This window comes from Alkalihalobacillus sp. BA299 (assembly GCF_017745675.1).
GTDB lineage: Bacteria > Bacillota > Bacilli > Bacillales > Bacillaceae_F > Alkalihalobacterium.
In genome coordinates this window covers 223,062-249,091 of the sequence record NZ_JAFLJM010000007.1, presented here as the reverse complement: position 1 = coordinate 249,091, position 26,030 = coordinate 223,062, and the positions used below count along the sequence as shown (strand labels likewise).

The following is a 26,030-nucleotide window of genomic DNA, read 5'->3' as shown; positions in this document are numbered from 1 at the left end:
TTAAGAAAAGCGGAAGGTGTCTGCTTATCGGCGACAAGCGCTGGAGGACCAGCAATTAGTGTCCTGACTTTTGGACACGTTTGATGGTCCGAAGCGACTTCGAGCCGTTGACACCTGAAGCTAGACATCCTCGAAGTTTATACTTTTTTTTCTTTTTCGCTTATTTTTTCACTAATTGTTGAAAGCTTTTACTTATTTCTTCTCCACTTAAGTTGCTCCCAATCAATATAATGCATGGTTTAGCTTCTTGTTGAACATTACTACGGTTTAACACCAGTTGTCCTGAAGCATATTGATATTGAAATCGCTGTGGTGTTTCTTCCAAATGAATAATCCCTTTGCTACGTACCACTTGTGGCATACTTTGAAGCCACTTTTCAAATATCATCCGATCAATAGCTGGAATGTCTCGTAATGTGATCGCTTGAAACATATGATGGTGGTGGTCATGAACCTGACCGTGATGATGGTGATGCTCGTGATCATCATGGTAGTAAGTGTCACTACTGTCTGAAATCGAGTAATTTTTATTTGATACTCTTTCCTTCAGTAAAATACCGGCACTAATTTCACCATGATCTGTTTCAATAAACTCAGCTCGTTCATCGATAAGCTCTGAAATTTTCTTTTTTACCTTTGTTAGTTCTTTATCCTTTACTAAATCGACTTTATTCAAAACGACTAATGCAGAGGAAGAGATTTGCTTTTTTAATATCTCTCTTATCTCTTTTGAACTCGAAAAAATACTTTGATATTCAAGAAATTTACTTCCATCTACCATACCAATAGTAGAAACTAATTTTACTTTATCAATTAGAGAAGGGTGAGTTAATGACTCCATAATTTCAGATGGATCTGCGACTCCTGTTCCTTCGATAAAAAGAACATCAACATCTTTATTTCCTTCTAAAAATACCGAAAGCTCTCTTGTCATATCAGCAGAAATCGTACAACAAATGCAGCCATTAAGCATTTCAACCATGCGTTCTTGATCAAATAATCCGTGTTCAACATTTACTTCCCCTAATTCATTTAAAATAAGTGCTGGGGTAAGCCCCTTATCTTTAACAGCATGGACAGCTTTTTTTAGAACTGTAGTTTTTCCACTTCCTAAAAAACCAGTTATTAAATAAACCGGAATTTGTTTGGTCATCGCTTGAACCACCTTTTCATACATAATCTATTAAAATCTAGCATACAATAAATAAAGTCTTTCTACAAATAAGAACCGTTACTATTTACCAGCTTCTTTTCATTTTCTTGACAAATAATTCTCCCTCTACGAAATGGATATCAACTATGTTAAAATACTAGTTAGCTAAAAATCTACCTTTATAGGAGAGAATGATGAACTTAAAAACTTCGATGTCATCTTTGATGAAAGACTTGTTTGGAGTCGTATTACTTGTGTTCTTCCTTCTATTATTTTTTAATATAGAACGATTTAAAGAAGGAACACTTCCGATTTCCAATGTCATGCTTAACGTAAATACGATATTTCTTGGAATTGTCATTGAGGCTGTTCCTTTTATTTTGCTTGGGGTGTTCGTTTCTGCGGTTATTCAAATATATGTTTCTGAAAATACACTACAACGTTACTTACCAAAAAACGCGTATATGGCATTACTCCCCGCTGCTATATTAGGGGCGATATTTCCTATTTGCGAATGTGCAATAATTCCAGTTGTTCGCAGGCTCATAAAAAAAGGGATGCCACTTCATGTTGGTGTCGTATTTTTAGTAGCCGCCCCCATTCTAAACCCAGTGGTTGCGGCATCTACGTTCTATGCTTTCCGAACGGACTTAACAGTACTTTATGCTAGAATGGGACTAGCGTTTGTGTTGGCAATTATCATTGGTGCGATCATGTATATTATCTTTAAAAACAAAGACCAATTAAAGTGGACGAAAGAAGAGTTAACAGGGCGTGTCATGGCCCCAATTGGCACACCCAAAAAACCAAACCGAATTAAACTCACCTTGTATCATGCTGCAGATGAATTTTTCTTGATGGGTAAATATTTAATTATAGGTGCTTTTATTGCGGCTTTATTCCAAACATTATTAGATCGAAATATATTACTTACAATCGGTAGTAATGAATGGTCTTCAACAGGTGTTATGATGGCTTTTGCATTCATCCTTTCATTATGTTCTGAAGCAGATGCCTTTGTTGCCGCTTCTTTTGGAAATACTTTTACAACCGGTTCAATTATTGCATTTCTCGTTTATGGTCCGATGCTAGACTTAAAAAATACAATTATGTTATTTGCCTTTTTCCGAGCAAAATTTGTCATTAGCTTTATTATTGTAGTTACAGTAGTTGTATTTATTTCAGTTCTAACACTTCAACTATTAGTATTATAATAGATTAATAGGAGGGATAAGATGAACCAACAAAATACTGATGTTAGCTTTCATAGTTATATTCGTGGAATTATCCTTCTTGGATTTTCACTATTATTACTTGCGTTTATAATCTCAGGAAACATTCGTTACTATATTGCGCCTAAGATGATGCCATTTATCTATTTTGCATTAGTGGTCTTCATTATGCTAGGTGTAGTCCAAATTATTAGAAGTACGAGAAAAAATGATCAGAATATTGATTGTGACTGTGGTGAAGATCATTCGATGACAGGCTCACCTTTAATAAAAATTGCCATCTACTCCGTTTTTGTTGCTCCAATTGTAATGGGGTTTGTTTTACCAGATAGAGTTCTTGATAGTTCAGTCGCTGCAAATCGTGGGGTGCAGTATGGTAGTGGTATATTAACGAAACCAACTGAAGCTACCAATACAGCAAGTAGTAGTACTTCACGAGCTGAAGCTTACCTTGAAAATCCTGATGAATACTTCGATAGCGTTGGTGAAGTAGAAGAACATTATACAGTGGAAGAATTCTATACCGAGGAAGGCTTTAACCAGTATTATCTAGAGTTAGCCAAGAAGTTAGAAAATGAACAAAGAATTATTGTTACTGACGAAAATTATTTAGATATTATGACCGTCTTGGATCTACACATGGAACAATTTTTAGGAAAAGAAATTGTAACGACTGGCTTTGTATACCGCGAGCCTGAATTAGCTGAAAACCAAATGGTCGTTGCCAGATTTGCAATGACTTGCTGCGTTGCTGATTCTGCTGTATACGGGACATTGATAGAAACTGATTTAGCTTCAGAATATGAAAATGATACATGGGTTCATGTTTCCGGTACTCTTGATAAAACGGAGTACAACGGATACCCGATTCCGCTCCTTCATTTAAGAGAAATTACAGTGATCGATGAACCCGAACAACCATATGTTTTCCCGAGTTTTAGATAATTTGGGCAAGGGTAATAGGCTAATCCTCATCATCACCCTTTGAGGGTCCCAGTACGTTAGCTCCCTTTTATGTGGTAAAAGTAATTTGTAATTTTTTTCATTATGCTCATAGACCCAAGTTTTCATCATGAAAACTTGGGTCTATGCCTTACTTGCAAGTTATCCACCATCAACTACAAGTTCTGTACCTGTTATAAAACTAGCTTCATCTGATGATAGAAACAGCACAGCATCAGCGACTTCTTCTGGTTAAGCCATTCTTCATAATATAATAACTTTTTCCCATTCACTTTTTTACGAAACATCATGTTTAACCGCAATTGTTACTCACTTAACTTTAAAGACTTCTGCATGAAAACAAGTTCTTTTGCTAAATTATGAATTCGCTCGAGCACCTCTTCATCAACTACTTCATTATTTTTATTAAAGTGGTCATTTGTTGCGTACACGTAACTTGGTGCAACAAATGACCGGAAATATCCTGCAATTGGTTTTAATTGGTTTTCGATGACGAGATAATGTTGATATGTCCCACCTGTTGCAATAAATCCCATCACTTTATTTTTAAAAGTTGAAACTGGTGTCAAATCGATAAGATTTTTTAAAGGGCCTGATAAAGATGCATTAAAAATCGGTGTACCCATTAAAAAAACATCACCAGACTTCATAATATCAAAAACTTTTTTTGTGTCCTCATTATACTCTGAAGGGTCCCGTCCATCACAAAACTGGACGTTGTATTCTTTTAAGTCAAGTAATTTTACCTCAATTGAAGGATCAACTTTAACAATCTCGTCCAACACCGTACTTACTACGACACGAGTTTTAGAGCCAATTATTGTCCCAGAAACTCCAACTATTTTCATTTAACATCCTCCTTTTGTTTTCCACTTAAATCTTTTGAAAATTTGGAGTTTAAATACCAACAGTTCCCTTTATTAATGAGTACTCCTTTACTTTTTAATTTTCTAAGATGCTTACATATGGTACTACTTTCAATATTATTGTATTTTTTTATTCTATTTAGAATTTTCCTAGTAGATAGACCTGGGGACTTTAGTAAGGATTGTTTTATTAAATGCTCCAAATCTTAACCTCCTTATTTAGGTGCCATCCGAATAGCGCCAACTACTAAACAATTTTGAATTTTCATATTTATACCTGCTTTTTACCCTCCTGGAACAATAACAACTTCTTATTTTTATCAAATGTTTGTTTTATTTTAAATTATAGGAAACTAAAAAAATGTTTTTCCTTTCTTTCACCTGAAACCATTACAATTAGCACAATAGAGAGCTACATTAACTCCTCTAAACTTTTCATCAGTCCCAGACATAAATACCCTTGCTTATTTTAAAAAGTATAAAAAGACAGGGTAGTTTCCCGCCTTTTTTAAATTTATATAAACTTATGAATGCGTAAAATTAGGTATTGTCGGAACATAGAAGAACTTTATCCCATATTCCTTGGATCACAAATTCATTAAACTGGTTTGAGATATCCTCTAATGAATAACCATTATTTGGGGAGTACCAACGTTGTAAGTAATTATAAACGCCAAATATTGCAAATGTCATCAGTTTCGGGTCTAGGTCATTTCGAAATTCCTTCTTCTCAATCCCCTCTACTATAATTTTACGAAAAAGACGATCATATTCATCACCTAATGTAGCAATTTCTCCACCAAACTCAGCCTTAAACCATTCGATCGAGATCCAAACAAATAATTCACTTTGATAGTTCTCAAATCCTGCAATATGATTTTGTAACGCTTTTTCTAACTTTTTGGTTGGTGTATACGACGTGTTAACAATTTGTTTTAAAGTCTCAGTCATTTCACTGAGTGGCCTCTCAACAACAGCGTATAATAAGTCTTCTTTTTTGGTAATGTAATAATAGAGACTTCCTTTTAGCATTCCGACTTCGTTAGCAATATCCTCTAAAGTAGCTTCCTTATATCCTTTATCCCGGAAAACTTTCGCTGCTGCATCAATGATTTCGTTATATCTCTTGCTTGACTTTTTTGTTTGATTTTTTTTACTTATATTTTTGTTCATTTCCATGGCACCTTCCCATCTAGTTAAGTTCTATTAAGAACGTTTGCTCCTTTAATATAAATTACAAAATAACTTCTTAATAATAAATCAATCAGTTGTTTGATATAATTTTACCATTCTTTGTTTTCATTTTACAATACATTGCTTAGATAGAAAGCTGATTATGTTCTTAATAGATAGGGTAACAAAGCTTCTTGGAAAAGAACGTATTATTACTAGATAAAAATTTAATAGTTTCTAGTTTCCGTAACTTCGTACGCATAAGCCATCAGGTTTTTCACCTTTTGATTCAATTGAGCGAAACGTTCATCATCAGCCTGACCTATTTTCCAACGATAATATATTTGTTGTAATACAACTCCTAGTTTAAAATAAGTAAAAGCCATATAGAAATTTAGAGGAGGAATATCTTTGCCAGTTTTTAATGCATACCTTTGAATAAAATCGCTCCGCTTAATGAAACCTGGTTTTGTTGTAACAGTTGGTAAGCTTTCAACAAGATAATCTGGGTCCCCCTCTTCCATCCAATAACCTAAGGCCCCAGCTAAATCAAAGAACGGGTCAGCTACCGTAGCAATCTCCCAATCTAGTATGGCTTCAATTCGTTTATAATCTTTAGAAAGTAACATATTATTTAATTTATAATCATTGTGAATTATCGCTGTATATTCCGATTCAGGAATGTGAACCAACAGCCACTTAGCCAGTGGTTCAAAATATTCAATTTCATCTGTTTTAGATTTTTGATATCGCTTAATCCAACCATTCACTTGTCTTTCTAAAAATCCATCTGGATGTCCAAATCTAGCTAAACCTGCTTTTTCATAATCAACCGAATGTAATTGTGCTAGTGCATCAACAACACCATAGGAAATTTCAACGCATAATTCATTTGAAACGTTGAAACCAGATGGAAATGTTTCATTTAATACGACACCTTGTTTTCGTTCCATTACATAAAATGGTACGCCTAGTACGGATTTATCATCACAATAAACATATGGTTTAGGCACGAGCTGAAAAGCAGGATAAAGATTTTTTAGAAGTTCAGATTCCCTTTTCATATCATGTGCTTTTGGGGGGAGGAGACCAGATGGTGGACGACGCATAACAGCTTCCCAATTACCACTTCGAATTAAGTATGTTAAATTAGAAAAACCAGTAGGAAATTGGGTAACTTCAAGTGGTTGATTCGGAAAGTCATCTAAATGTTTTAATAAGTATTTCCTGAGTGCTTCTTGGTCAAAATTTTCACCTTTACGTATTGAAATTGTTTCATTATCTTGTTGCTTCTGTTTCATGGTTTCACCACCTTAAAATAATTTAAAAATAGGGAACAAGCTTACTGCTATAGAAGGAAACAATACCAATGATGTTTGCAGCCCACTCCCTATAAATATTATATATTTAATCTATTAACTACAATTTACTGACACCTCATTTTATTTATTCAAAATTTATTTTAATTGATATTAAAACGATTTATTTTAGTCCAACCTTTTGTTTTGAAGTATTAAAGTAAGGTAATACTTCGTCTGCGAAGCGCTTCATTGTTCTCATAACTTTTCGATGTTCCATACCGCCCATTCGGAACCAGCACGATAAACTATCTACTCCTGCTTGTTCAACTAATTCGAGTTTATCGACAGCTACTTTTCCGTCCTCTAATAAAACGATACCCGCATCATTTAACATACCGACATCAACAGGTCCTGACATTTGTTCAGCTACTTCTGCAAAGCGCTCATATCCTTTAGCAGCCTTTTCTCCTCTCGCTCCTGGAACTAACGCGAGTACACGGTCGAAGTACATTTCCATTTCTTTTTCAACATTTTTAATCGCTTGTTCAGGACTGTCCGCAATATTCATTTGTAAGTTCATATGAATTTTTGGATTAATTCCTTTTAGGAGAAGACGATCTCTTGTTGAGTTAATATATTGCAGTAATTCTTCCATTACCATCAAAGTTGGAGTACACATAAATTCCTGTGCCCCTCGTTCGACCATATAATCAAACGTTTCCGGGCTAATGCACGCATAATAAAACGGGATTCGCTCTTGAACAGGCTTCGGTGTTAATTTCACATCTTCAAGTTGAAAATGTTTTCCTTCATAACTAAAGCTGTCATTCGACCACAAGCCTTGAATAATATCAACAGCTTCCCAATACACTTCTCGTGAATTTTCCATTGGAATTCCTAACTTTTTAAATTCGATTGGTTGGTAACCCCGTCCAGCCCCAAACTTTAAGCGACCATTACTTAAAATATCAACCATCGCAAAATCTTCAGCGATACGAACTGGATTGTCAAAGTTTAAAATACTAATACCCATTCCAATATCCATTGTTTTCGTCACTTGAGAAATCGCTGCAGCAGCTACTTGAGGAGACGGCATACTACCATAATCTGTAAAGTGGTGCTCCGCTAACCAAACACTACCGAAGCCAAGCTCTTCTGCATATTGAATTTGCTCTAGCATTTCATTATATGCTTTATCATACTTCCCATCAGTACACTCTAATACATAAAAAAGTCCACATTTCATACAAAAACACTCCTTTTATTAAAATTAAAGATAAATTAATTGTAAAAATAATCAAAGAAATAACGAAAGCGTTTGCAGAACTCTTCAACCAAGCATTTGTTTTATAGGAGATAAAAAAGCCTACGCTTCTCCAGTTAGAAGTTTTTGCTGAAAATATGCTTAAAGATTAAGCAAAACCACGACCTTAGCAACCATCACCCCCTAAAAGAAGTAACAAAAATTTTTATATTAATAAACTTTAAAACTTATGTACCCAATCGTATTGAGTTTGTTTTTCTTGAAGAAACATTTTTTAGTCTGAGAAAATTAATTTCAATACAGATATAAATCTAACGTTTGTTTGATTTGTCGTAATTATAGCAACCTAACCAATCAATTTCAATACTATTTTTAAAATTTTCTGAAAAAATCACTTTTACTGTAAAAATCTTAAAAACATATTAACGCATCTATTTTCTATATTGGCCTAAATACAGTAAGCACTGATTAAAAGTAGAAGCTTTAAAACGTTCTGTTACTTTATTACTCTACTTAATTCCTTATAAATTTTATACTATTTTCTGAAAAGTGCATTTTTTCTCAATTTTGTATCTTTTTTTCTTGCATTATTTTTTACCAGAATTTATAATAATCATTGAAAGCGATTACACTAATTATTGAATGGAGGAAAAATGATATGGCATTACAACCTCAAGTGAAAAATCTATTAGATCAAATTGCAGCAGCTATGGCAGATGGTGCTCCTAAGATCGAAGAAATGTCTGTACAAGAAAATCGTGATGGGTTACTTGCTTTTTATGCTGGAGTAATTGGAGAGCCTCAGGAAGTAGCAAAAGTAGAGAATATTAATATTCCTGTAGAAGGTGCTGAAATCGGACTTCGTATTTATACTCCTAAAGGAGATGGACCTTTCCCAGTCTTTGTTTACTACCACGGCGGTGGTTGGGTATTAGGTGATTTAGAAGTTGTTGATCCTTTACTTCGTTCGCTCACAAATTCTACCGAATGTTTGGTTGTATCTGTTGATTATCGTTTAGCTCCTGAAAATAAATTCCCTGTTCCTGTAGAGGATTGCTATGCTGCAACGAAATGGGTGTCAGAAAATATCGCCAAGTATAATGGTGACCCTAGTCGTATCGCAGTTGGCGGCGATAGCGCAGGCGGGAACATTGCGGCTGTAGTGCCATTAATGGCAAAAGACCGTGGCGGTCCAGATATCGCCTATCAATTACTTCTTTATCCAGTAACTGACTTTAGATTTAACACTCAATCATATGTAGATAATGGAAAAGGCTTTTACTTAGAAGAACCAGCAATGCATTGGTTCGCGGACCAATACTTCTCAAATACAGAAGTAGAAAAATTACATCCTTATGCTTCTCCTTTACTAGCAAAAGATGTCAGTGGATTGCCTCCTGCTTTAGTGATCACTTGTGAATACGATGTGTTGCGAGATGAAGGCGAGGCCTATGCTGAAAGATTAAAAGAAGCAGGAGTTCCAGTTGAATTGACAAGATATGATGGACAAATTCACGGATTTTTATGGATGCCTGTCATTATGGATGACGCGAAAAAGGGTGTTGAACAAATTGCAACTGCACTGAAAAAACAATTTTCTTCTAGACAATCCGTTTAATCTAGGAACCTATAAAACTTAATAAACGTGAAAAGGTTGATCCATATAATACTTAGGTATTTCGATCAACCTCTTCGTGTTAATCTATCTTTATTTACTATTATTGAAAAAAACAAAAAGCGACAATCTAAAAATGGGGTTGTCTCATAAGTGTCTGGCTCCTCGGTTTTATATAAAATATAGATGCTATTATGGTTAATAGCATCTATATTTTGTGGTTGAGGTGCCTGACTCATTGGTTTTGAGACAACCTCATACTTTATTATTTAAGTACCAACGATGTAAAACTTTTTAAGATAAAGCCTTCAAAACAGTTTACTATAACTTAGGATTAATACGTGTCTCTGGTTTGTCAGACCAAGGTTCAAGAGCAGGAGTCATATAATGGATTTTTACTTTTCTTTCAGTAAGTCGCCACTTACCTGTTCGATTACTTAACTTATCCCAGTACGTAGCTGCGATGACGAGCGGTACACCTACAGCATTGGTTGCTGTCGCATCTACATCAGCTACAGTAGTAGCAGTGCCGTTATTAATATCTACTTCAATCACTTCATTCATTGCATAGTGATGTGTTTCAGGAAGACCTTCCCAAATCGCTTTTGTCTTATCTAATATTTCTTGTTTATTAGCACAATATCCCCAAGGATCGCCAATATCCCATACAGCATTTTCTTCCCAAATATCCATAAACATTTCTTCATCATGTTTGTCGACTCCATGATTGTATTTTGCGATCACTTCTTTAATTTCTTCACGAGCCTCTAACACTGCAATTCTTTCTTCTAAAGTTTTGGACATAGTCATACACCTCTCTTATTATTTTTGATTTATAAATCCAATTGCACTTAAAAACGTTTTACTGTAACCGTCCGAACTAAACCAAATATTTGTTTGGTGAAAGTGTTAAAATAACTACCTAAGAACTATAATTCTTACGACTTGATCAAGTTATTGTGAACTCCAACCGCCATCCACTTTCCAAATTTGTCCCGTAACAAAGTCTGCTTCGATTGAGGCAAAGAAGAGAATTAAATTGGCTATTTCTTCTGGTTTTCCTAAACGTCCTGCTGGGGTTGCCGCTGAGAAAATTTCTGTCATTTCTGGCGTTGTATCACCTAGTATGGGTGTTTGGATAATCCCTGGAGATACAGCATTGACTTGAATATTATCTGCTGCATATTCCATAGCTACTTGCCTTGTCATCGCAGCAACTCCACCTTTTGCCGCAGAGTACGCTACTAAGTTTGTTAACCCAATATGTGCAGCTAATGAAGCGACATTCACAATCTTTCCTTGTTTATTTTTTACCATTTCAGGCATGACACTTTTCATCCCTAAAAATGTTCCTTTAAGATCAATATCAATTACTCGATCCCATTCCTCTTCGGTTTGCTCAAGAAGCTTATCTGAACCTCTTGATACGACCCCAGCAACATTAGCCAAAATGTCAATTGTACCATATGCATAGTTTACTAAATACTCATTTAAATAGGCATTACAAAACATGCATCACCCCCTTTAATGTAAAAAGACATCTTTCAAAAATTGAGACTAGCAGATTTACCTCAAACTCCTTCATTTATTGGGCGAAATTTTGGAATGGAGATCTCGTCTGACCAATCTTCAAATTCAACTTCTACCTTCATGCCAACCTTAACTGTTTCTGGGTCACATTGAATGATATTACTCATCATCACCGGCCCTTCTTCTAATTTGATTAGCGCAACTACATACGGGGTTTCAGCTTTGTAAGCTTTGGAAATGGGTCGGCGAATAATTGTAAAGCTAATCACTTTACCTTGGCCTGAAGTACGTTCCCATTTTACTTGTTCACTAGAACATCTCGTACACATGATACGTGGGTAAAATTGATAATGGTTACACTCTGAACATTTTTGGATCAGTAACTCATGATTGCGACACCCTTGCCAATATTTCTCAGTTTCTATCGTCGGACGCGGAAAATTTTTTCCTGAATGATCTACCATTTTTCTCACCTCTTCTATTTCATATTTAACCTCTATCTCGACCGAGAATTAGTGTTGTATGACTGGACATGATCCCACCTTGCCCATGAACAAGTGCCACTTCTGCTCCTTGTACTTGACGGTCACCAGCATGATGATGCCGAAGTTGCAGAATAGTCTCCGTTAACGCGAACATCGAACCTGGGTTTCCTGGATGACAGTGAGACAGCAGACCTCCGTGTGTATTGACAGGTAGCGAACCACCAAGCTCAATAGCTCCGCTCTCTATGAATGCGCCCGCTTCGCCTTTTTTACAAAAACCAAGATCCTCTAATTCAATTAAAACCGTAGGGGTAAAACAATCATAAAGTTGGGCAAAATCCATATCCTCTGGGCGTAAGCCTGCCATATCATAAGCACGCTTCCCTGATTCAACTGCTGCTGAAGTTGTCAGACTACGTGCTTGACTTATATGCTCATGTCCATGCCCCTCGCCAACACCGAGTATGTACACAGGATGATTCGGAAAATCAGCTGCCCGGTCAGCAGAAGTTAAAATAACAGCTGAACCACCATCTGATACAAGTGAGCAGTCTAGCAAATGAAGAGGGTCAGCGATCAACCTTGAATTTAACACATCCTTAACCGTAATTAATTCACGCATCTGAGCACTTGGATTTAAACTCGCATGTTTTCTGGCAGCAACAGCTATTCGAGCAAATTGCTCAGGTGTTGTGCCGTACTTTGCCATATGTGCTTGTGCAATTAGTGCATAATAAGCAGGAACAGTGGGCCCATATGGTGTTTCGAACTGTGCATGTCCAGTTGCTGCTTGCATGGCCAAAGCTTGATCCCTAGATAATCCACTACGTAAACTATCAGCCATCGTAATTAATACCGTATCGCAAACTCCCGTCAAGATTGCAGATGCTGCATGATGAAGAATAGAAAAGGTTGTACCCCCTCCTGTACCAACACCCATGCAGTACCGTGGAAAGATTTGCAAATATTCAGCAATCGCTTCAGCATGATACATGAACGGTTCAGCAAAAGAATTACAAGTGATTAATCCGTCAACTTGGTCTTTGCTAATTCCAGCATCTTTAAGGGCGCGAAGTGCTGCATCTACACAAAGCTGAGTCGCACTCATGTGAGGCACAACTCCCACATCTGTATCTGCCGCACCTACAATAGCGACCTTACCACGTAATGAATTCATTCTCTTCTCCCTCTTTTCTTCATCTAATTAATTTGCACTTATAACCCATACAACAATTTCTTTTATAATAGACGTTCGATTTTTTTGTCGTTAGAAAATAGTTAAACCTCTACTAAAATATTAAATCTAACGTTTGTTTGATAATATTATAACAACACCAAAAATTCAATTCAATATTTTTAAAATACTTTGAAAATTTATTGTGATTTGCTGGAAAGCTTCCATTTGTTTCTTCCGTTATCACTGTTACTTGTTGAGTGAAATTTTTTGTCATTTTCTACTAAGCCAACAGAATGAACAAAAGTGTTTACACTTTTAAACTCCTGCAAATAAATTAATCTGAAGCTTTCGTTAACAGCGGGAAAGTGAAAAAATATTTTGTACCTTTTCCAACTTCACTCTTAATACTGATTTTCCCGTTCATCTTTTTAATAATTGAAAATGAAACCATTGTCCCCAGTCCTGTGCCTTTCTCCTTTGTAGAATAATAAGGAGTCCCTATTCTTTTTATTTGTTCTGCAGTCATTCCAACGCCGGTATCCATTATACAAATAACAAGATTATTACTCTCTTTATTTAACTTAATTTCTAAAACACCACCGTTTTGCATTGCCTCAATAGCATTTTTGCCAATATTTATTAAAGCCTGTCTAAATTTTTGACGGTCTCCAGAAATGTATATTTCTTCATCTTCAAAGTAATTTGTATAAATTTGTATATTATTATAGTTTGCAATTGTCAGCAGTACATTCGATAAATAACGCACTTCACCGTTAACTTCAATATTATCGAAGATTTCTATGTCAGGCTTTGCAAGGGAAAGGTAGTCTGAAATGATTAGATCTGCACGGCTCAGTTCCTCAAGGCATATTTTTTGGTATAGCTCTTTTTTTTCTTTGTCTAAATCTTGCTCACTAAACAACTGAATAAACCCTCGTACGGAAGTAAGTGGATTTCGAATTTCATGTGCTACAGAAGCAGCCATTTCGCTAACCATTTTTATTCTTTCACTTTTATATAACTCATCTTGCATTTCAAAATATTTATTGAGAAGTTCAATTAAGTATACACATCCTCCTATTACTACAGATTGTACAAAATAGGTTTGTAGTGATTCTGTAAAATTATTAATGAGTAAATCAAGGTTTTGAATATAAGTGAGATATAATGTAAACGTTATCATTTTCATTAAAATACTTAACACAACAGCTAATGCTACTTTTTGATACACTTTTAAATAACCATATTTACTAAGCGTAAAAAGAATAAGAAATAAACTAGGTAATAACGAAATTGCATAAACCAAATTGTTTGGATTGCCTAAAATAAAACGATATGTAATAAGGGTAATAAACAAGAAAATAGAAACAATTGAACCCCCATAAAGTGATCCAATGATTACTGGAATCGAACGAAAATCATAGATTAGACCATTAATATTAATTGGCAGAGACATTATTAATATCAAAATGACTGAAAAAAGCATACCCAGCATAGTTCGATATAAAAAAGTTTTGTTCTTTAATTTATGAATGTAAGGATAAAAAACTAACGGTGATAAAATAATGAAAATGTTTAATAGAAAATCTTTGAGATATACAACCATAGAATTCCTCCAGATTTCATAGACTTGTCAATTATATTCGACAATTCTATGCACAATCCTTTTAAGAGCGAAGAAAAAGCGTTAGCCACAATGGCTTTAAAAGAGCTCATTTCATATAAAAAACAAGTGTAGACATCATAAAAAGTTGAGTTGAATTTTACAATGAGATTTTTCTTTAATGTTCCTCCATAGAAATATGTTTTTAAATCGAAACACTAGCGGCTTTATCTTCATTTTTCTTTTCCACTACTGACTCGTTATTCTGAGATCCCAAAATAACACCTGTTGCTATAAAAAGAAATCCTATAATATGAAACCATAAAATAGGTTCTCCTAATACCCAAATGGATGCAACCGCAGCTACTAAGGGAACTCCATTCATAAAAATAGCAGCTTGGCTAGGTCCAAGAATGCTAATACCGCGATTCCATAACAAAGTACCTATCCCTGTAGGAAAGATACCAACATAAAGCAACATGATCCAAAATATTACACCAGTTGGAAGTTCACCCCAACCCATTGTTGTTTGTTCCCAGAATACCATGGGTATCAAACAAATCGAGGTAATCGTGTATCCGTACAAAGTGATGATTTCTGCTGGAAACATAGTATCAGTAGCTTTTTTTACAAAAATGAAACTTAAGCTAAAAAATAATAACGTCCCGACGATAAATAAGTCACCGATATTAAAGGAAAACTCTAGTAAATTTTGTAGCGATCCTTTCATTACAATAAGGAAAACACCAAAAAAACCAAGAAAAACACCTAGTATTTGCTTCCGATGCAATGGCACATGAAATACTAAATAAGAAATTAAAGCAGTCGTCAAAGGCGTTAACCCCATAATGAGTGAGGCGTTAGTAGCTAACGTATACTGAAGACCATATTGAAATAAGACATTATTAATAAAAACACCTAATAAGGTAGCACCTAATACACAGCCCCACAATTTTTTATTACGTGGCTTGATATGGAGAAATTTTCGTACAAGCCAAACTAATGCGAGTGCAGCAAAAAAATTCCGGGAAAATACTAGTGTCCAAAAAGGGAAATTCTCTAACAAAATTTTATATACTACAAAGTTGCTTCCCCACATAATAATAACGAGTAACAGTATTAATTTCATTCGTTTTGTACTCAATTTTTCATCTTCTTTCAGATTAATAGGTTTTTTTCAACCAGTTTTCCTATTAATATTACTTATCTCACAATTGTTTGGTTAGACCCCCGCCACCAGCGTTAGGGTGACGGGATTCATCAATCAGTATTCTAAACTTTTTTAGAGTTAATTAAGATTAGAAAGTTCTTCTAATAGTTCTTTACCGCCTTCAACTTGATTTATGAAGACTTCTCTTGCTGGTTTCGTTGCTTCTTCCCACTGCCTATTCTCTTCCTCTGAAGGATAATGGATGTTTACACCCTCATTTTCCAAGTTAGTATAAGCTGTTATAGCCCTTTCTTCTACCTGTTCCTTTGCATATAGCTCTAAATCTTTTCCTGTCTGAACAAGAATCTCCTGAAGGTCTTCTGGTAATGACTCAAACTTTTCGAGTGACATAATTACCGGAGTTAAACTATTAAAAAGCGGAACTACTGAAAATGATTTTATCGGTAACTTCGCATCGTGTGCATAAATTGGGACAGTTAAGAGACCATCAACCACTCCTTGCTGTAAAGCTGTTATTACTTCAGTACCTGCTATTGTCATGCTGCTTGCGCTAATAGCTTTTACTGTTTCAGGGCCAATTAAACCACCTGGTGTTCTAAGTTTTAAACCTTTAACACTATCTGGCCCAGTTACCGGTTTGTTAGCATCATTCGTATATATCGAACCAAACATATCAATAAAATCAAGTGACAATACTTTCAATCCCTTTTCTTCCATCATTTTTACTATTTTTTGACCGCCATTTTCACTGTTATTAAATTTTATTCTATTCTCGAGGAATACTGAAGGATCTTTAGGGTCATAGTTAAAAATAAAAGGTAATTCATAGAAATTCCATATTGGGTCGAAACCTGCAAGAATTGGAGAAGTTGAATGAACAATGTCAATTTGACCTTGTAAAACAGCAGGAATTTCTTGATCAATTGGCATTAACTGTCCACTTGGGAAGATTTCTAATGATAGCCGTCCTTCGCTACGTTTTTGTATTTCTTCGTCAAACCATTCCATATAAGTGTGCATAAATGAAGATGTCGGAAAGCCATGGGACACTTTCAACACGTACACTTCTTCCTCAGAAGAAGCAGGGGAATCCGTTTCATTATTGCTTTCCGGTGCTTTTTGACTAGAACTTGAAGAGTTAGTAGTATTGCTAGAATTACCACATGCAACCAAAAACATTACGAACAAAAGACATAATAATAACCAACTTTTTTTCAAAAAAATTCCCCCTAGGATTTATTGAAATAAAAATATGCTAAGCCAAGGAACATACAAAATAACAAGAGTAGCGACAATTAATCCGACTAAATATGGATAAGATCCTCTGACGACTACACCCATGTTTTCTTTAAAATGGCCACTTATTGCATATAAACTAGAACCTACCGGCGGAGTGATCTGACCTATCATCAAACTAGCAACCGTAATTATTGCAAAGTGAATCGGATCATACCCTAATGAGAGTACTACTGGATATAAAATAGGCAATGTGATATATAAAATAGGGATCGCATCCAGGAACATTCCAAAAAACAAAAACAGTAATATGATTAATAACATGATGATCCAATCTGCAACCTGTATATTTGTTACAAATTCAGTTAAAATCTGCGGAACTTGTAAATATGTCATCGCCGTAGAAAACAATTTAGCACCGCCAAGTAAAATGTAAATTACAGCAGTTGTAATCATTGTATTTATCAAGCTTTTCTTGAAATTTGGAATGGTACAATCTTTCCTATTAAATAGGAAGCTTATGATTAGTACATAACAAACCGCAATTGCAGCTGCTTCGGTAGGTGTAAAAATTCCTCCGTAAATTCCTCCCAAAATAATAACTGGCATTAGCAAAGATGGGATTGCATGTAAAAATGAGTGAAATGTTTCATTAAGACTACTTTTCTGTGGCCGTTCAGTTTTATCACGAAAGCTAACAACAATTGCCACAATAATTAATACAATTGACATGAATATTCCTGGTGCAATCCCAGCCAAAAACAGTTGACCAGGGTCAAGTTGAGTAGTTGCGGCAAATAAAATCATAAAAATACTCGGTGGAATCATCTGACCTAATGTTCCTGAAGCAGCGATGACTCCATAACTGTTTTCCTTCGAATACCCCATTTTAATCATTTGTGGAATAGCCATAGATCCTACGGCTACAACAGTTGCAACTGACGAACCTGACAATGCTCCAAAAATAGCTGCGGTAACTACGACTGCAGCAGTCATCCCACCTGGCAGATGGCCTACAAGATTTTTTATAAATTTAAACATTTTATTAGCTGGCCCCATATAAGTCATTAAATTTCCAGCTAGGAGGAAGTAAGGTACTGCTAATAAAATCCAAGCATCAGTGGCAATGAAGAATTGAGATGGTATACTTACTAACGGTAATCCCATTTGAACATATACCCAAAATCCACCACTCATCGCTAAGGCTAACCATATAGGAGCTCCAATAACTAATAGAAGTATAAATATAAAAAATCCTACAACTAACACCCTAATCTCCCCCTTCAACTATAGATGACTTTCACCCATTTAATCACAATCGCCTTGCTATCTTTTAGGAGCCTACCTTTGATTCTAATGAACCGACATCTTCGATTTTTTCTTTGTCGTGTTGGCGTAACTTATAAAAATCCTGAAGGATCTGCAGGAATGAGTAGATACATCCGAATAGCATTCCAATTGGTATTGCAAGGGCTGGAATAAACATTAACATAATTCCAGACGCCGTCATGACTTGCATATTTAATAGTGAGATTGACCACATAATGCTGGACAAAAAGAGAAAAACAAAAGAAGCAAACAAAATAACACTAATTAATAATTCATTAGATTTTTTTATCTTATTTTTTAAGAGATCTTGCAGTATATCCATTTTTAGGTGTTCTTTTCTTTTAACCAAGGGGCCGATATAGGCAAATGCACCATAGATGATAGCGTAGCGACAAATTTCTTCAATAACCTGGAACGACATATCTAGTAAATAGCGGGAAAAGACACTTATTACGGCACCAGCAACACTTATTATTAAACAAACGATTGCAGTCACTTCCAGGCCTTTATCCAAAAATCGGGTCGAGGATTCAATCTTCTGTAATTTATCCATGAAAAATTCCAACTCCTTTTATAAACTCTAGTTCAATAATTTAATCTTTTATTGAACTAGAGTAAAGTCGTACGAGGATCCGAATATTAATTAAGATTCGAAAGCTCTTCTAAAAGCTCTTTTCCACCTTCAACCTGATTTTCAAAGACTTCCCTAGCTGGTTTTGTTGCTTCTCTCCATTCGTTAATTTCCTCTTCTGTAGGATAGTAGATTTCTACACCTTCATCTGCCAATGTTGTATAAGCTGTTTTTGCTTTTTCGATTACCTGTGCCTTACCATACTCCTCCAAATCCTTGCCTGTCTGAACTAGAATTTCCTGAAGATCTTCTGGTAAAGACTCAAACTTTTCAAGTGACATAACAAGTGGGGTAACCGTGTTGAACAATGGGACGACCGTTAATGTCTCTACTGGCAGCTTCGCATCATTAGTATATATTGGTGTCGTTAACAATCCATCGACAACTTTTTGCTGAAGCGCAGTTACTAGTTCAGCGGCAGGAATCGTCATACCGCTAGCTCCAAATGATTTTACCGTTTCTGGACCAATGATCCCGCCTGCCGTTCTTATTTTTAAACCTTTTGCACTTTCTGGATCCGTAACCAAATTGTTTTTGTCTGTTGTATATAGTGAACCAAACATATCGACAAAACCAAGTGATAAAACTTTCAAGCCTTTTTCTTCCATTAATTGGGCAATTTTTCTACCACCATTTTCACTATTATTAAATTTTGCTCGATTTTCTATGAATACAGTCGGATCTTTCGGATCATATTCAAAGATAAAAGGGAGTTCGTAAAGATTCCAAATAGGGTCAAAACCTGCCAGGACTGGGGACAGGGAGTGACTCATATCGATTTGCCCTTGTAAAATAGCAGGAACTTCTTGATCCGTTGGCATTAGCTGGCCACTTGGGTATATATCTAACGATAGCCGCCCATCGCTACGCTTCTGCACTTCTTCATTAAACCACTCCATAAACGTATGCATATATGATGCTGTTGGATAAGCATGAGCCAACTTTAGTACATATTTTTCTTGTTCAGATAAATCTGAAGTATTTGGAGCATTACTACTATTTGACTCTTCTTGGGTATTACTGGTTGAATTTCCACATGCTGCTAAAAATATAACAAGCAAAAGACATAAAACTAAATTAATTTTTTTCAAAATAACGGCCTCCCTATATGGTTAATGATTAATTATTACTTTATTTACACTGCTAGATTGTTGATTAATAACATTTTTAATATAATATAACAAACATTTGTTTTATAAATAACAAGAAAAGATTACTTTCAAATTAATTATTATGTCCAGTCTTTCAATGCCATTCCCAATGCGGATAGGAACCATGCAGGTTATTTAAATGGTTAAAAACGTACGACAGCCGTACCAGGAGCAATGGTTTCGTCAGCTTCATTTTTTATATAGATTTCAAGGGTAACTTCCCCTTTACCGTCATTTATTGCAATGATTTTTCCACCAGACCGAAGTGTTTCGCCAATATAAGAAGCTTTTCGATTTGAGTATTCAATAGAAACTAATAGACCATCATCTCCTAACCAATCTACTACACACTGATTAAGCCACTCGCCCAGCAATGGTCCCGCTATCACTAAACCAGGGTAATTTTCTACCTCCGTAGCATAGGGATAGTCAAAATGAATACGATGGGCATTCCACAATACCGCGTTGTATAAAAATAATTGTACGTTGTCGGGTGTAAACTCTCGCTCTGGTAATGTATCACCAAGTTTTATCTTTGAAACTCTCGAAGTGTTACTCGAAGTATTCATCTAGATCCTCCTTTTCATTTATTTAACAGGTTAACGTAGAAGCCTAGTTGTTTTTTCAGTGATTACCTTTTCACCCAACTCATTTTCTATAGACATCGTAACTTCATAAAAAATAATTGGCCCTTTAGATCCTACTTTTTCGTAAATATCAGTTAATGTGCGAGTGGCAATTAACCAGTCACCAGGAAAAATTGTTTTATGATAATCAATTTTTAATCCCCCAGCCATTGCTTTTTTTAGAGGAAATTCGGGGAGTAATTTATCTACTGAAACCCCATCTGGTAGTAGTTGGTCTAATTCCACTACATCCCAAAATAAGGACACATGAAACATCGGTGGAGCCTCATCACCATCGAGGAATTTTCTTTGCCGCTGCCCTGTTGCAATGGAATATTTACGTATATCACGACGGGTAACTAGTTCTTTTTTTGGGGGTGCTGAACGACCAATATTGGCTAACAATTCATCGGTCAATAGTTTGTTCATATTTTATTCTCCTTTGGCTTTGAGTATTGTTCCCTTAAGTCACGTTTAAGAATTTTACCTGTAGGTGCCTTTGGTAAATTATCTATGAATTCCACTGATCTAGGCTTCTGGTACGACGCAAGATGCTTTTTAGCCGTTTCTATTATTTCTTGCTCTGTTGCTGTTCGCCCAGGCTTTAGGACAACTACAGCTTTTACCACTTCCCCCCATTCATCATCTGGGACACCAAAGACAGCTGCTTCTAGAACGGCATCATGCTGATAAATGGCATCTTCAACCTGAATACTGTATATATTTTCACCGCCTGAGATGATCATGTCTTTAGCACGATCGACTATATAAACATAACCTTCTTCATCCCAAGTAGCGATATCCCCTGTCCACATCCAACCATTTCGTATCGTCTTGGCCGTTAGATCTGGTCTTTGCCAATAGCCAATCATATTGGCATCAGATTTAACAATAATTTCTCCTGGACTCTTACCATCACGTGGTAGAGGATTACCCTGGGGATCAACGACTAGCACCGAGGTTATGTGTCCTTCACGCCCACAAGAGGCCAAACGTTCTGGGTGAATTCCGTTAACAGCATTTAAATGATCTTCCTGTGAAAGAAACGTCATTCCCATTCCTTCTGTCTGCCCATATCCTTGAATTAAAGTACAAGGATATGCGTTAAGTGCTTTTTTTACAACTGCCATTGACATCGGGCCACCACCATACTGAATGTTCCGTAAGCTGCTCAAGTCATAGCTCGAGAAATTTTCAACGGCAATCATTCGATTGATCATCGTCGTAATACCAAGAAAAGCAGATACACGTTCTTGCTGAATGACTTCAAGAGCTTGCTTGGCTTCAAAGTTTACTAGAACTACTGGGCACCCATGAGCCATGTAATTGATGGCTAGACCTATTGGAATATGAAACATCTGACCTGTTAACATATAGACATCTGTTGGTACGATGCGTTCTGCAACCGTTTGATTTACCATTCCCATATAAAAGCTTTTGTGACTATGAAGCGCCCCTTTCGATTCCCCAGTTGTACCACCCGTATATAAAATGACCATTGGGTCGTTATCGCCAACACTATCCGATAATGGAGGCTCGTCTTTCGGTGCTTTTCCAATCAAATTTTCATAAGACCCATCACTATTTTCTCCAAATGTCAGCCAATAACGAATGTCTACCTGTTGCTGCAGTTCCTGACACTCTCCAAGAAACTCTTCTGAACTTATGAATACTGAAGGTTTACCATCATCTAGGATTCGTCTCAATTCTGGGTTACTACAACGCCAATTAAGCGGTTGGATGATTAATCCTACGCGTGCACAGGCATAATAAATTTCCACGTATTCAATACTATTTTTAGACAAGACAGCAACTCGATCACCTTTTGTTAGTCCAAAATCATTAATAAGACCATTAGCCAACCTGCGAACACGCTCATCGAGTTCGCCAAAATTGATACGGCGTTCATTGGGTATATCGATAAGCGCGGTTCGATTCGGATCAAGTTTCGCATATTTTGATGGAATTAGTCCGATATTCACTCCATTTCCCTCCTCATTCTAAATTAATTTATATTGCCTCATTTATTACTCAACTAGCTTTGTATCCATCTATGTAAATCATTCTTTTAAAATCTATTCTCCCTTTTCTTCACTTAAAAAGAAATAGGGAGAGAGCTTAAATTGGTTGTAAAAATTGTAGAGGATTAGCTCACTCCCAAATGTCATAAACGTTTTTTCCTTATCTAGTAATCTATATAATTACACTAAGATAGACTTATTAAACTCTAATTAAGATTTTAAAAATTATTGACCAATCTTTTGTACTGGTGCACTTGTAGGTCTGAAATATGGTAATACCTCTTCAGCAAATAGCTTCATTGTTTTCATAACTTTGCGATGTTCCATTCCACCCATACGGAACCAGCACGATAAGCTATCAACACCTGCTTGTTCAACTAATTCAAGTTTATCGACTGCTGCTTTTGAATTCTCTAATAAAACGATACCCGCATCGTTTAACATGCCGACATCAACTGGTCCTGACATTTGTTCAGCGACTTCTGCAAAGCGCTCATATCCTTTAGCAGCCTTTTCCCCTCTCGCTCCTGGAACTAGTGCGAGTACACGATCGAAATACATCTCCATTTCTTTTTCGACATTTTTAATTGCTTGTTCAGGACTGTCCGCAATATTCATTTGTAAGTTCATATGGATTTTTGGATTAACCCCTTTAAGAAGAAGACGATCTCTCGTTGATTTGATATATTGCAGTAATTCATCCATCACCATTAATGTTGGCGTGCACATGAATTCTTGCGCCCCTCGTTCTACCATGTAATCAAACGTTTCTGGGCTAATGCACGCATAATAAAATGGAACTCTCTCTTGAACTGGTTTTGGAGTTAATTTAACATCGTCAAGTTGGAAATGCTTTCCTTGATAGCTAAATGTGTCGTTAGCCCACAACCCTTGGATGATATCAACTGCTTCCCAGAAGACTTCGCGTGAATTCTCCATAGGTATACCCAGCTTTTTAAATTCAATCGGTTGGTAGCCGCGACCAGCTCCAAATTTTAAGCGACCGTTACTTAAAATATCAACCATCGCAAAATCCTCTGCAATACGAACAGGGTTATCAAAGTTTAATATGCTAATTCCCATTCCGATGTCCATCGTCTTTGTAATTTGCGAAATCGCAGCCGCAGCTACTTGAGGAGACGGCATACTTCCATAATCAGTAAAGTGATGCTCCGCTAACCAAACACTGCCAAAACCAAGTTCTTCTGCATACTGAATTTGTTCTAGCATCTCTTTATAAGCTCGATCATATTGTCCATCTACACACTCTAATACGTAAAAAAGTCCACATTTCATTTAAAACACTCTCCTTATAAATTTAAATTTATGAAACTATTAGTTATTGCCAATGTATTTGTAAACGCTTGCATAATAATAAAACAAATATTTGTTTTATTAACTTTTCATAGATGCAAGAAAGTAAATATTTAATCCATTAACCTTCATTTTTGATTGGGTCTTCAAACCCATATAATTTTACTGCGTTTTTATAAAGTATTTTATTTCTAACTTCACTCGGAAAATGAGCTAGCGCTGCATGAGGTGCATCAAATTCCCAATGTGGATAATCACTAGCAAAAAGGATTTTATCTGTACCAATCATTTCAATGATCTGTAAAATATGTTTTTGATCTTCAGGACGTTCTGGCTCAATTAATGGTTGAGTACCAAACCACATATGGTCCCTAACCTGCTGACTTGGTGGTCGTTTTACCCATGGAACTTCGCGTTTTAAATTTCTCCAGTGAGTATCCATGGTATACATTAAACTTGGAAGCCATGCAAATCCACCCTCCGTAAATACCATACGTAAATCCTGATATTTTTCAAGGACACCGCCAAAAACAATACTATTTACTTGAGCTTGGAATATTAGTCCATTATTCGTTTGTCCTTCTGGGTAGTAGTTTCCAAAAACTGGTCCTGGTCTAAATAATCCTCCATGGACGGAAACATGAAATGAACAGAGTAAGTCATTTCGTAATGCAGCTTCCCAAATAGGGTGATAACGTTTATCTCCCCACCCACCATAAGGAGTGTGAATGGATAATCCTACTTGGACCATTTGCGGATGACTGCCTACTCGATCAATCTCCCGAGCAGCAGCTTCTGGATCCTGGGAAGCAATAACTACAGACCCGCGAAGACTGGGATCCTTCGATAACCAATGTTCGATTTGCCAGTCATTATAGGCTGAAGCTACAGCCGTTGCCATTTCATGTTGTGGGGAAGCGGATAACATAAATGTAGAGTCTGGAAATAAAACAGCATTCGAATAATTATATTTATCTGCCACTTGTTCTCTAAAGAAACTAACCGAAGAACAACCGAGCCCTCCCTCGGGTGGAATACTATCCATCCGATGACCTGCATTTGCGACGATCGCAAAAAATGGTATTCCTGGAAAAACACCCTTCCATTTACAATCGGTCAAGAAGTCTCTCCAATAATCACTTAAATATGGATTTAAATCCTCATAGCTTTTAGGATTGGGGTGAACGTCGACATCAATTACCGGTGTTAGCTTACGCTTATTCGTTGATTTGTCACTACTTTTATCAGTGATAGTAGTCATAAAAAATCTCCTTTCAAGCTTCTAATGAATCACTTCGCTAATCTTTTTTACGCGTAGATAACGAGGTCATCCCCTTCTATTTTTACATCATACGTTTTTACCTTTGTATTTTCAGGATCATGCATGGAACACCCATTCTCAATATCAAAGCTCCAATGGTGCCATGGACAATAAAGAAATTTTCCAGGCTTTTCATAACATACTTCTTTAACATCACTCGTTGCTCGTGCAGCACCCCTTAGTACACCTTTATCTAACTCTGCCCCTTGGTGTGGGCACCAATTTCGTAAAGCATAAAATTCACCTTCTTTTCGAATGACTACAATCGACATCCTTCTAATTTGGAAAACTTTTGTTTCACCCTGTGGAATATCATCCATTTTACATAAAACATTCCTTTCCAAATTTGCTCCTCCTCTTTTCTGAGTATGCTGAATAGGAAACTTCAACTAAGGAATAATGACTTCTACTATACAAATGATTAAGAATAGATTGTATAATATTTACCAACCTGAATTTTAAGTTATACGGTCTTAAGCACCTAATATAGAGGTTAATAGTTTATTAAGCCTTTCCGACATCACCCCTCTCAAGGAACATAATCTTTTAAACTAGATAATACGAGCCATATTTTTTTCGGAAAGAAGTTTTGATTTGTATGGTGGTTCTTTAAATTGTTATATTCAAAGCTTTTTATAAATTTGAAGTGGTTGAACAATAATGGAGTGGTAAGCGCTGTATATTTTGGATGAAGCAGACATTCGCTTATCTGATTTATAAACGAATGATTTTTAATGAGTAGTATTATTTTGAACACTGACTAATCGACCAAGGATAAAACTAACGTTCGTTTGAAGTAATTATAACAACCTAAAAAATTAATTTCAACATTATTCTTGAAATATTCTGAATAATTTTAAATCACGTG

General features: G+C 36.0%; 24 protein-coding genes and 1 pseudogene. 3 read left to right on the top strand and 22 right to left on the bottom strand.

The features are described 5' to 3' along the window. Positions 1 to 160 precede the first annotated feature (160 nt). A complete protein-coding gene (locus J0N78_RS11935) occupies positions 161 to 1,153 on the bottom strand; it encodes a CobW family GTP-binding protein (protein WP_209123320.1) in 993 nt (330 codons plus the stop codon). 194 nt (positions 1,154 to 1,347) lie between these two features. Between J0N78_RS11935 and J0N78_RS11930 the strand changes: the two genes are divergently transcribed. Together J0N78_RS11930 and J0N78_RS11925 are read left to right on the top strand one after the other, a co-directional pair. Beyond that, positions 1,348 to 2,367, top strand: a complete 1,020-nt coding sequence (locus J0N78_RS11930; RefSeq protein WP_209123319.1) for a permease — start codon at positions 1,348 to 1,350, stop codon at positions 2,365 to 2,367. Between the two features lie 21 nt (positions 2,368 to 2,388). Beyond that, the gene (locus J0N78_RS11925; RefSeq protein ID WP_209123318.1) at positions 2,389 to 3,330 is read left to right on the top strand and encodes a TIGR03943 family putative permease subunit; all 942 of its coding nucleotides are present in this window, start codon (positions 2,389 to 2,391) and stop codon (positions 3,328 to 3,330) included. Positions 3,331 to 3,489: 159 nt separating this feature from the next. Here J0N78_RS11925 and J0N78_RS11920 read toward each other — a convergent pair. The 5 genes and pseudogenes from J0N78_RS11920 to J0N78_RS11900 form a co-directional block, all read right to left on the bottom strand. After that, positions 3,490 to 3,579: pseudogene (locus J0N78_RS11920) on the bottom strand (SDR family oxidoreductase); the annotation flags it as partial. 74 nt (positions 3,580 to 3,653) lie between these two features. Then, positions 3,654 to 4,196, bottom strand: a complete 543-nt coding sequence (locus J0N78_RS11915) for an NADPH-dependent FMN reductase (RefSeq protein WP_209123317.1) — start codon at positions 4,194 to 4,196, stop codon at positions 3,654 to 3,656. A 558-nt stretch (positions 4,197 to 4,754) separates the two neighbouring features. Beyond that, the gene (locus tag J0N78_RS11910) at positions 4,755 to 5,387 is read right to left on the bottom strand and encodes a TetR/AcrR family transcriptional regulator (RefSeq protein ID WP_209123316.1); all 633 of its coding nucleotides are present in this window, start codon (positions 5,385 to 5,387) and stop codon (positions 4,755 to 4,757) included. A gap of 227 nt (positions 5,388 to 5,614) precedes the next feature. Beyond that, positions 5,615 to 6,688 carry a phosphotransferase family protein gene (locus tag J0N78_RS11905; RefSeq protein WP_209123315.1) on the bottom strand — a complete coding sequence of 358 codons (1,074 nt, stop codon included), beginning with the start codon at positions 6,686 to 6,688 and terminating at the stop codon, positions 5,615 to 5,617. Positions 6,689 to 6,869: 181 nt separating this feature from the next. Further along, positions 6,870 to 7,934, bottom strand: coding sequence for an LLM class flavin-dependent oxidoreductase (locus J0N78_RS11900; RefSeq protein WP_209123314.1), 1,065 nt, complete (start codon positions 7,932 to 7,934; stop codon positions 6,870 to 6,872). Between the two features lie 676 nt (positions 7,935 to 8,610). Here J0N78_RS11900 and J0N78_RS11895 point away from each other — a divergent pair. After that, positions 8,611 to 9,570: an alpha/beta hydrolase gene (locus J0N78_RS11895; RefSeq protein ID WP_209123313.1), complete on the top strand. Its 960-nt coding sequence runs from the start codon at positions 8,611 to 8,613 to the stop codon at positions 9,568 to 9,570. A gap of 318 nt (positions 9,571 to 9,888) precedes the next feature. Here J0N78_RS11895 and J0N78_RS11890 read toward each other — a convergent pair whose 3' ends face one another. From J0N78_RS11890 to J0N78_RS11815, 16 genes are all read right to left on the bottom strand, one after another. Beyond that, entirely contained in the window at positions 9,889 to 10,371 is a 483-nt protein-coding gene (locus J0N78_RS11890) for a nuclear transport factor 2 family protein (protein WP_209123312.1), read from the bottom strand. 150 nt (positions 10,372 to 10,521) lie between these two features. Then, the gene (locus J0N78_RS11885; RefSeq protein ID WP_209123311.1) at positions 10,522 to 11,079 is read right to left on the bottom strand and encodes an SDR family NAD(P)-dependent oxidoreductase; all 558 of its coding nucleotides are present in this window, start codon (positions 11,077 to 11,079) and stop codon (positions 10,522 to 10,524) included. A gap of 59 nt (positions 11,080 to 11,138) precedes the next feature. Continuing rightward, positions 11,139 to 11,561, bottom strand: coding sequence for a Zn-ribbon domain-containing OB-fold protein (locus tag J0N78_RS11880; RefSeq protein ID WP_209123310.1), 423 nt, complete (start codon positions 11,559 to 11,561; stop codon positions 11,139 to 11,141). 25 nt (positions 11,562 to 11,586) lie between these two features. Next, positions 11,587 to 12,759: a thiolase C-terminal domain-containing protein gene (locus tag J0N78_RS11875; protein WP_209123309.1), complete on the bottom strand. Its 1,173-nt coding sequence runs from the start codon at positions 12,757 to 12,759 to the stop codon at positions 11,587 to 11,589. 334 nt (positions 12,760 to 13,093) lie between these two features. Next, positions 13,094 to 14,365 (bottom strand): ATP-binding protein, encoded by a 1,272-nt coding sequence (locus J0N78_RS11870; protein WP_209123308.1) that lies wholly within the window; start codon positions 14,363 to 14,365, stop codon positions 13,094 to 13,096. Between the two features lie 202 nt (positions 14,366 to 14,567). Then, positions 14,568 to 15,506, bottom strand: coding sequence for a DMT family transporter (locus tag J0N78_RS11865; protein ID WP_209123307.1), 939 nt, complete (start codon positions 15,504 to 15,506; stop codon positions 14,568 to 14,570). A 144-nt stretch (positions 15,507 to 15,650) separates the two neighbouring features. Then, positions 15,651 to 16,751 (bottom strand): TRAP transporter substrate-binding protein, encoded by a 1,101-nt coding sequence (locus tag J0N78_RS11860; RefSeq protein WP_209123306.1) that lies wholly within the window; start codon positions 16,749 to 16,751, stop codon positions 15,651 to 15,653. Positions 16,752 to 16,769: 18 nt separating this feature from the next. Beyond that, the gene (locus J0N78_RS11855) at positions 16,770 to 18,038 is read right to left on the bottom strand and encodes a TRAP transporter large permease (RefSeq protein ID WP_209123305.1); all 1,269 of its coding nucleotides are present in this window, start codon (positions 18,036 to 18,038) and stop codon (positions 16,770 to 16,772) included. A 64-nt stretch (positions 18,039 to 18,102) separates the two neighbouring features. Then, on the bottom strand, positions 18,103 to 18,651 hold the full coding sequence (locus J0N78_RS11850) for a TRAP transporter small permease (protein WP_209123304.1): 549 nt from the start codon (positions 18,649 to 18,651) through the stop codon (positions 18,103 to 18,105). 86 nt (positions 18,652 to 18,737) lie between these two features. Then, on the bottom strand, positions 18,738 to 19,820 hold the full coding sequence (locus tag J0N78_RS11845; protein ID WP_209123303.1) for a TRAP transporter substrate-binding protein: 1,083 nt from the start codon (positions 19,818 to 19,820) through the stop codon (positions 18,738 to 18,740). 203 nt (positions 19,821 to 20,023) lie between these two features. After that, positions 20,024 to 20,449 carry a hotdog family protein gene (locus tag J0N78_RS11840; protein WP_209123302.1) on the bottom strand — a complete coding sequence of 142 codons (426 nt, stop codon included), beginning with the start codon at positions 20,447 to 20,449 and terminating at the stop codon, positions 20,024 to 20,026. A 30-nt stretch (positions 20,450 to 20,479) separates the two neighbouring features. Beyond that, positions 20,480 to 20,935 carry an FAS1-like dehydratase domain-containing protein gene (locus J0N78_RS11835; RefSeq protein WP_209123301.1) on the bottom strand — a complete coding sequence of 152 codons (456 nt, stop codon included), beginning with the start codon at positions 20,933 to 20,935 and terminating at the stop codon, positions 20,480 to 20,482. Continuing rightward, positions 20,932 to 22,488: an AMP-binding protein gene (locus tag J0N78_RS11830; RefSeq protein WP_209123300.1), complete on the bottom strand. Its 1,557-nt coding sequence runs from the start codon at positions 22,486 to 22,488 to the stop codon at positions 20,932 to 20,934. The genes J0N78_RS11835 and J0N78_RS11830 overlap by 4 nt, the downstream gene beginning before the upstream one ends. A 264-nt stretch (positions 22,489 to 22,752) precedes the next feature. Continuing rightward, positions 22,753 to 23,823, bottom strand: a complete 1,071-nt coding sequence (locus tag J0N78_RS11825; protein WP_209123299.1) for an LLM class flavin-dependent oxidoreductase — start codon at positions 23,821 to 23,823, stop codon at positions 22,753 to 22,755. 139 nt (positions 23,824 to 23,962) lie between these two features. Then, a complete protein-coding gene (locus tag J0N78_RS11820; RefSeq protein WP_209123298.1) occupies positions 23,963 to 25,102 on the bottom strand; it encodes an amidohydrolase family protein in 1,140 nt (379 codons plus the stop codon). A 47-nt stretch (positions 25,103 to 25,149) separates the two neighbouring features. After that, positions 25,150 to 25,506, bottom strand: coding sequence for a Rieske (2Fe-2S) protein (locus J0N78_RS11815; protein ID WP_209123297.1), 357 nt, complete (start codon positions 25,504 to 25,506; stop codon positions 25,150 to 25,152). Between the last annotated feature and the right edge of the window lie 524 nt (positions 25,507 to 26,030).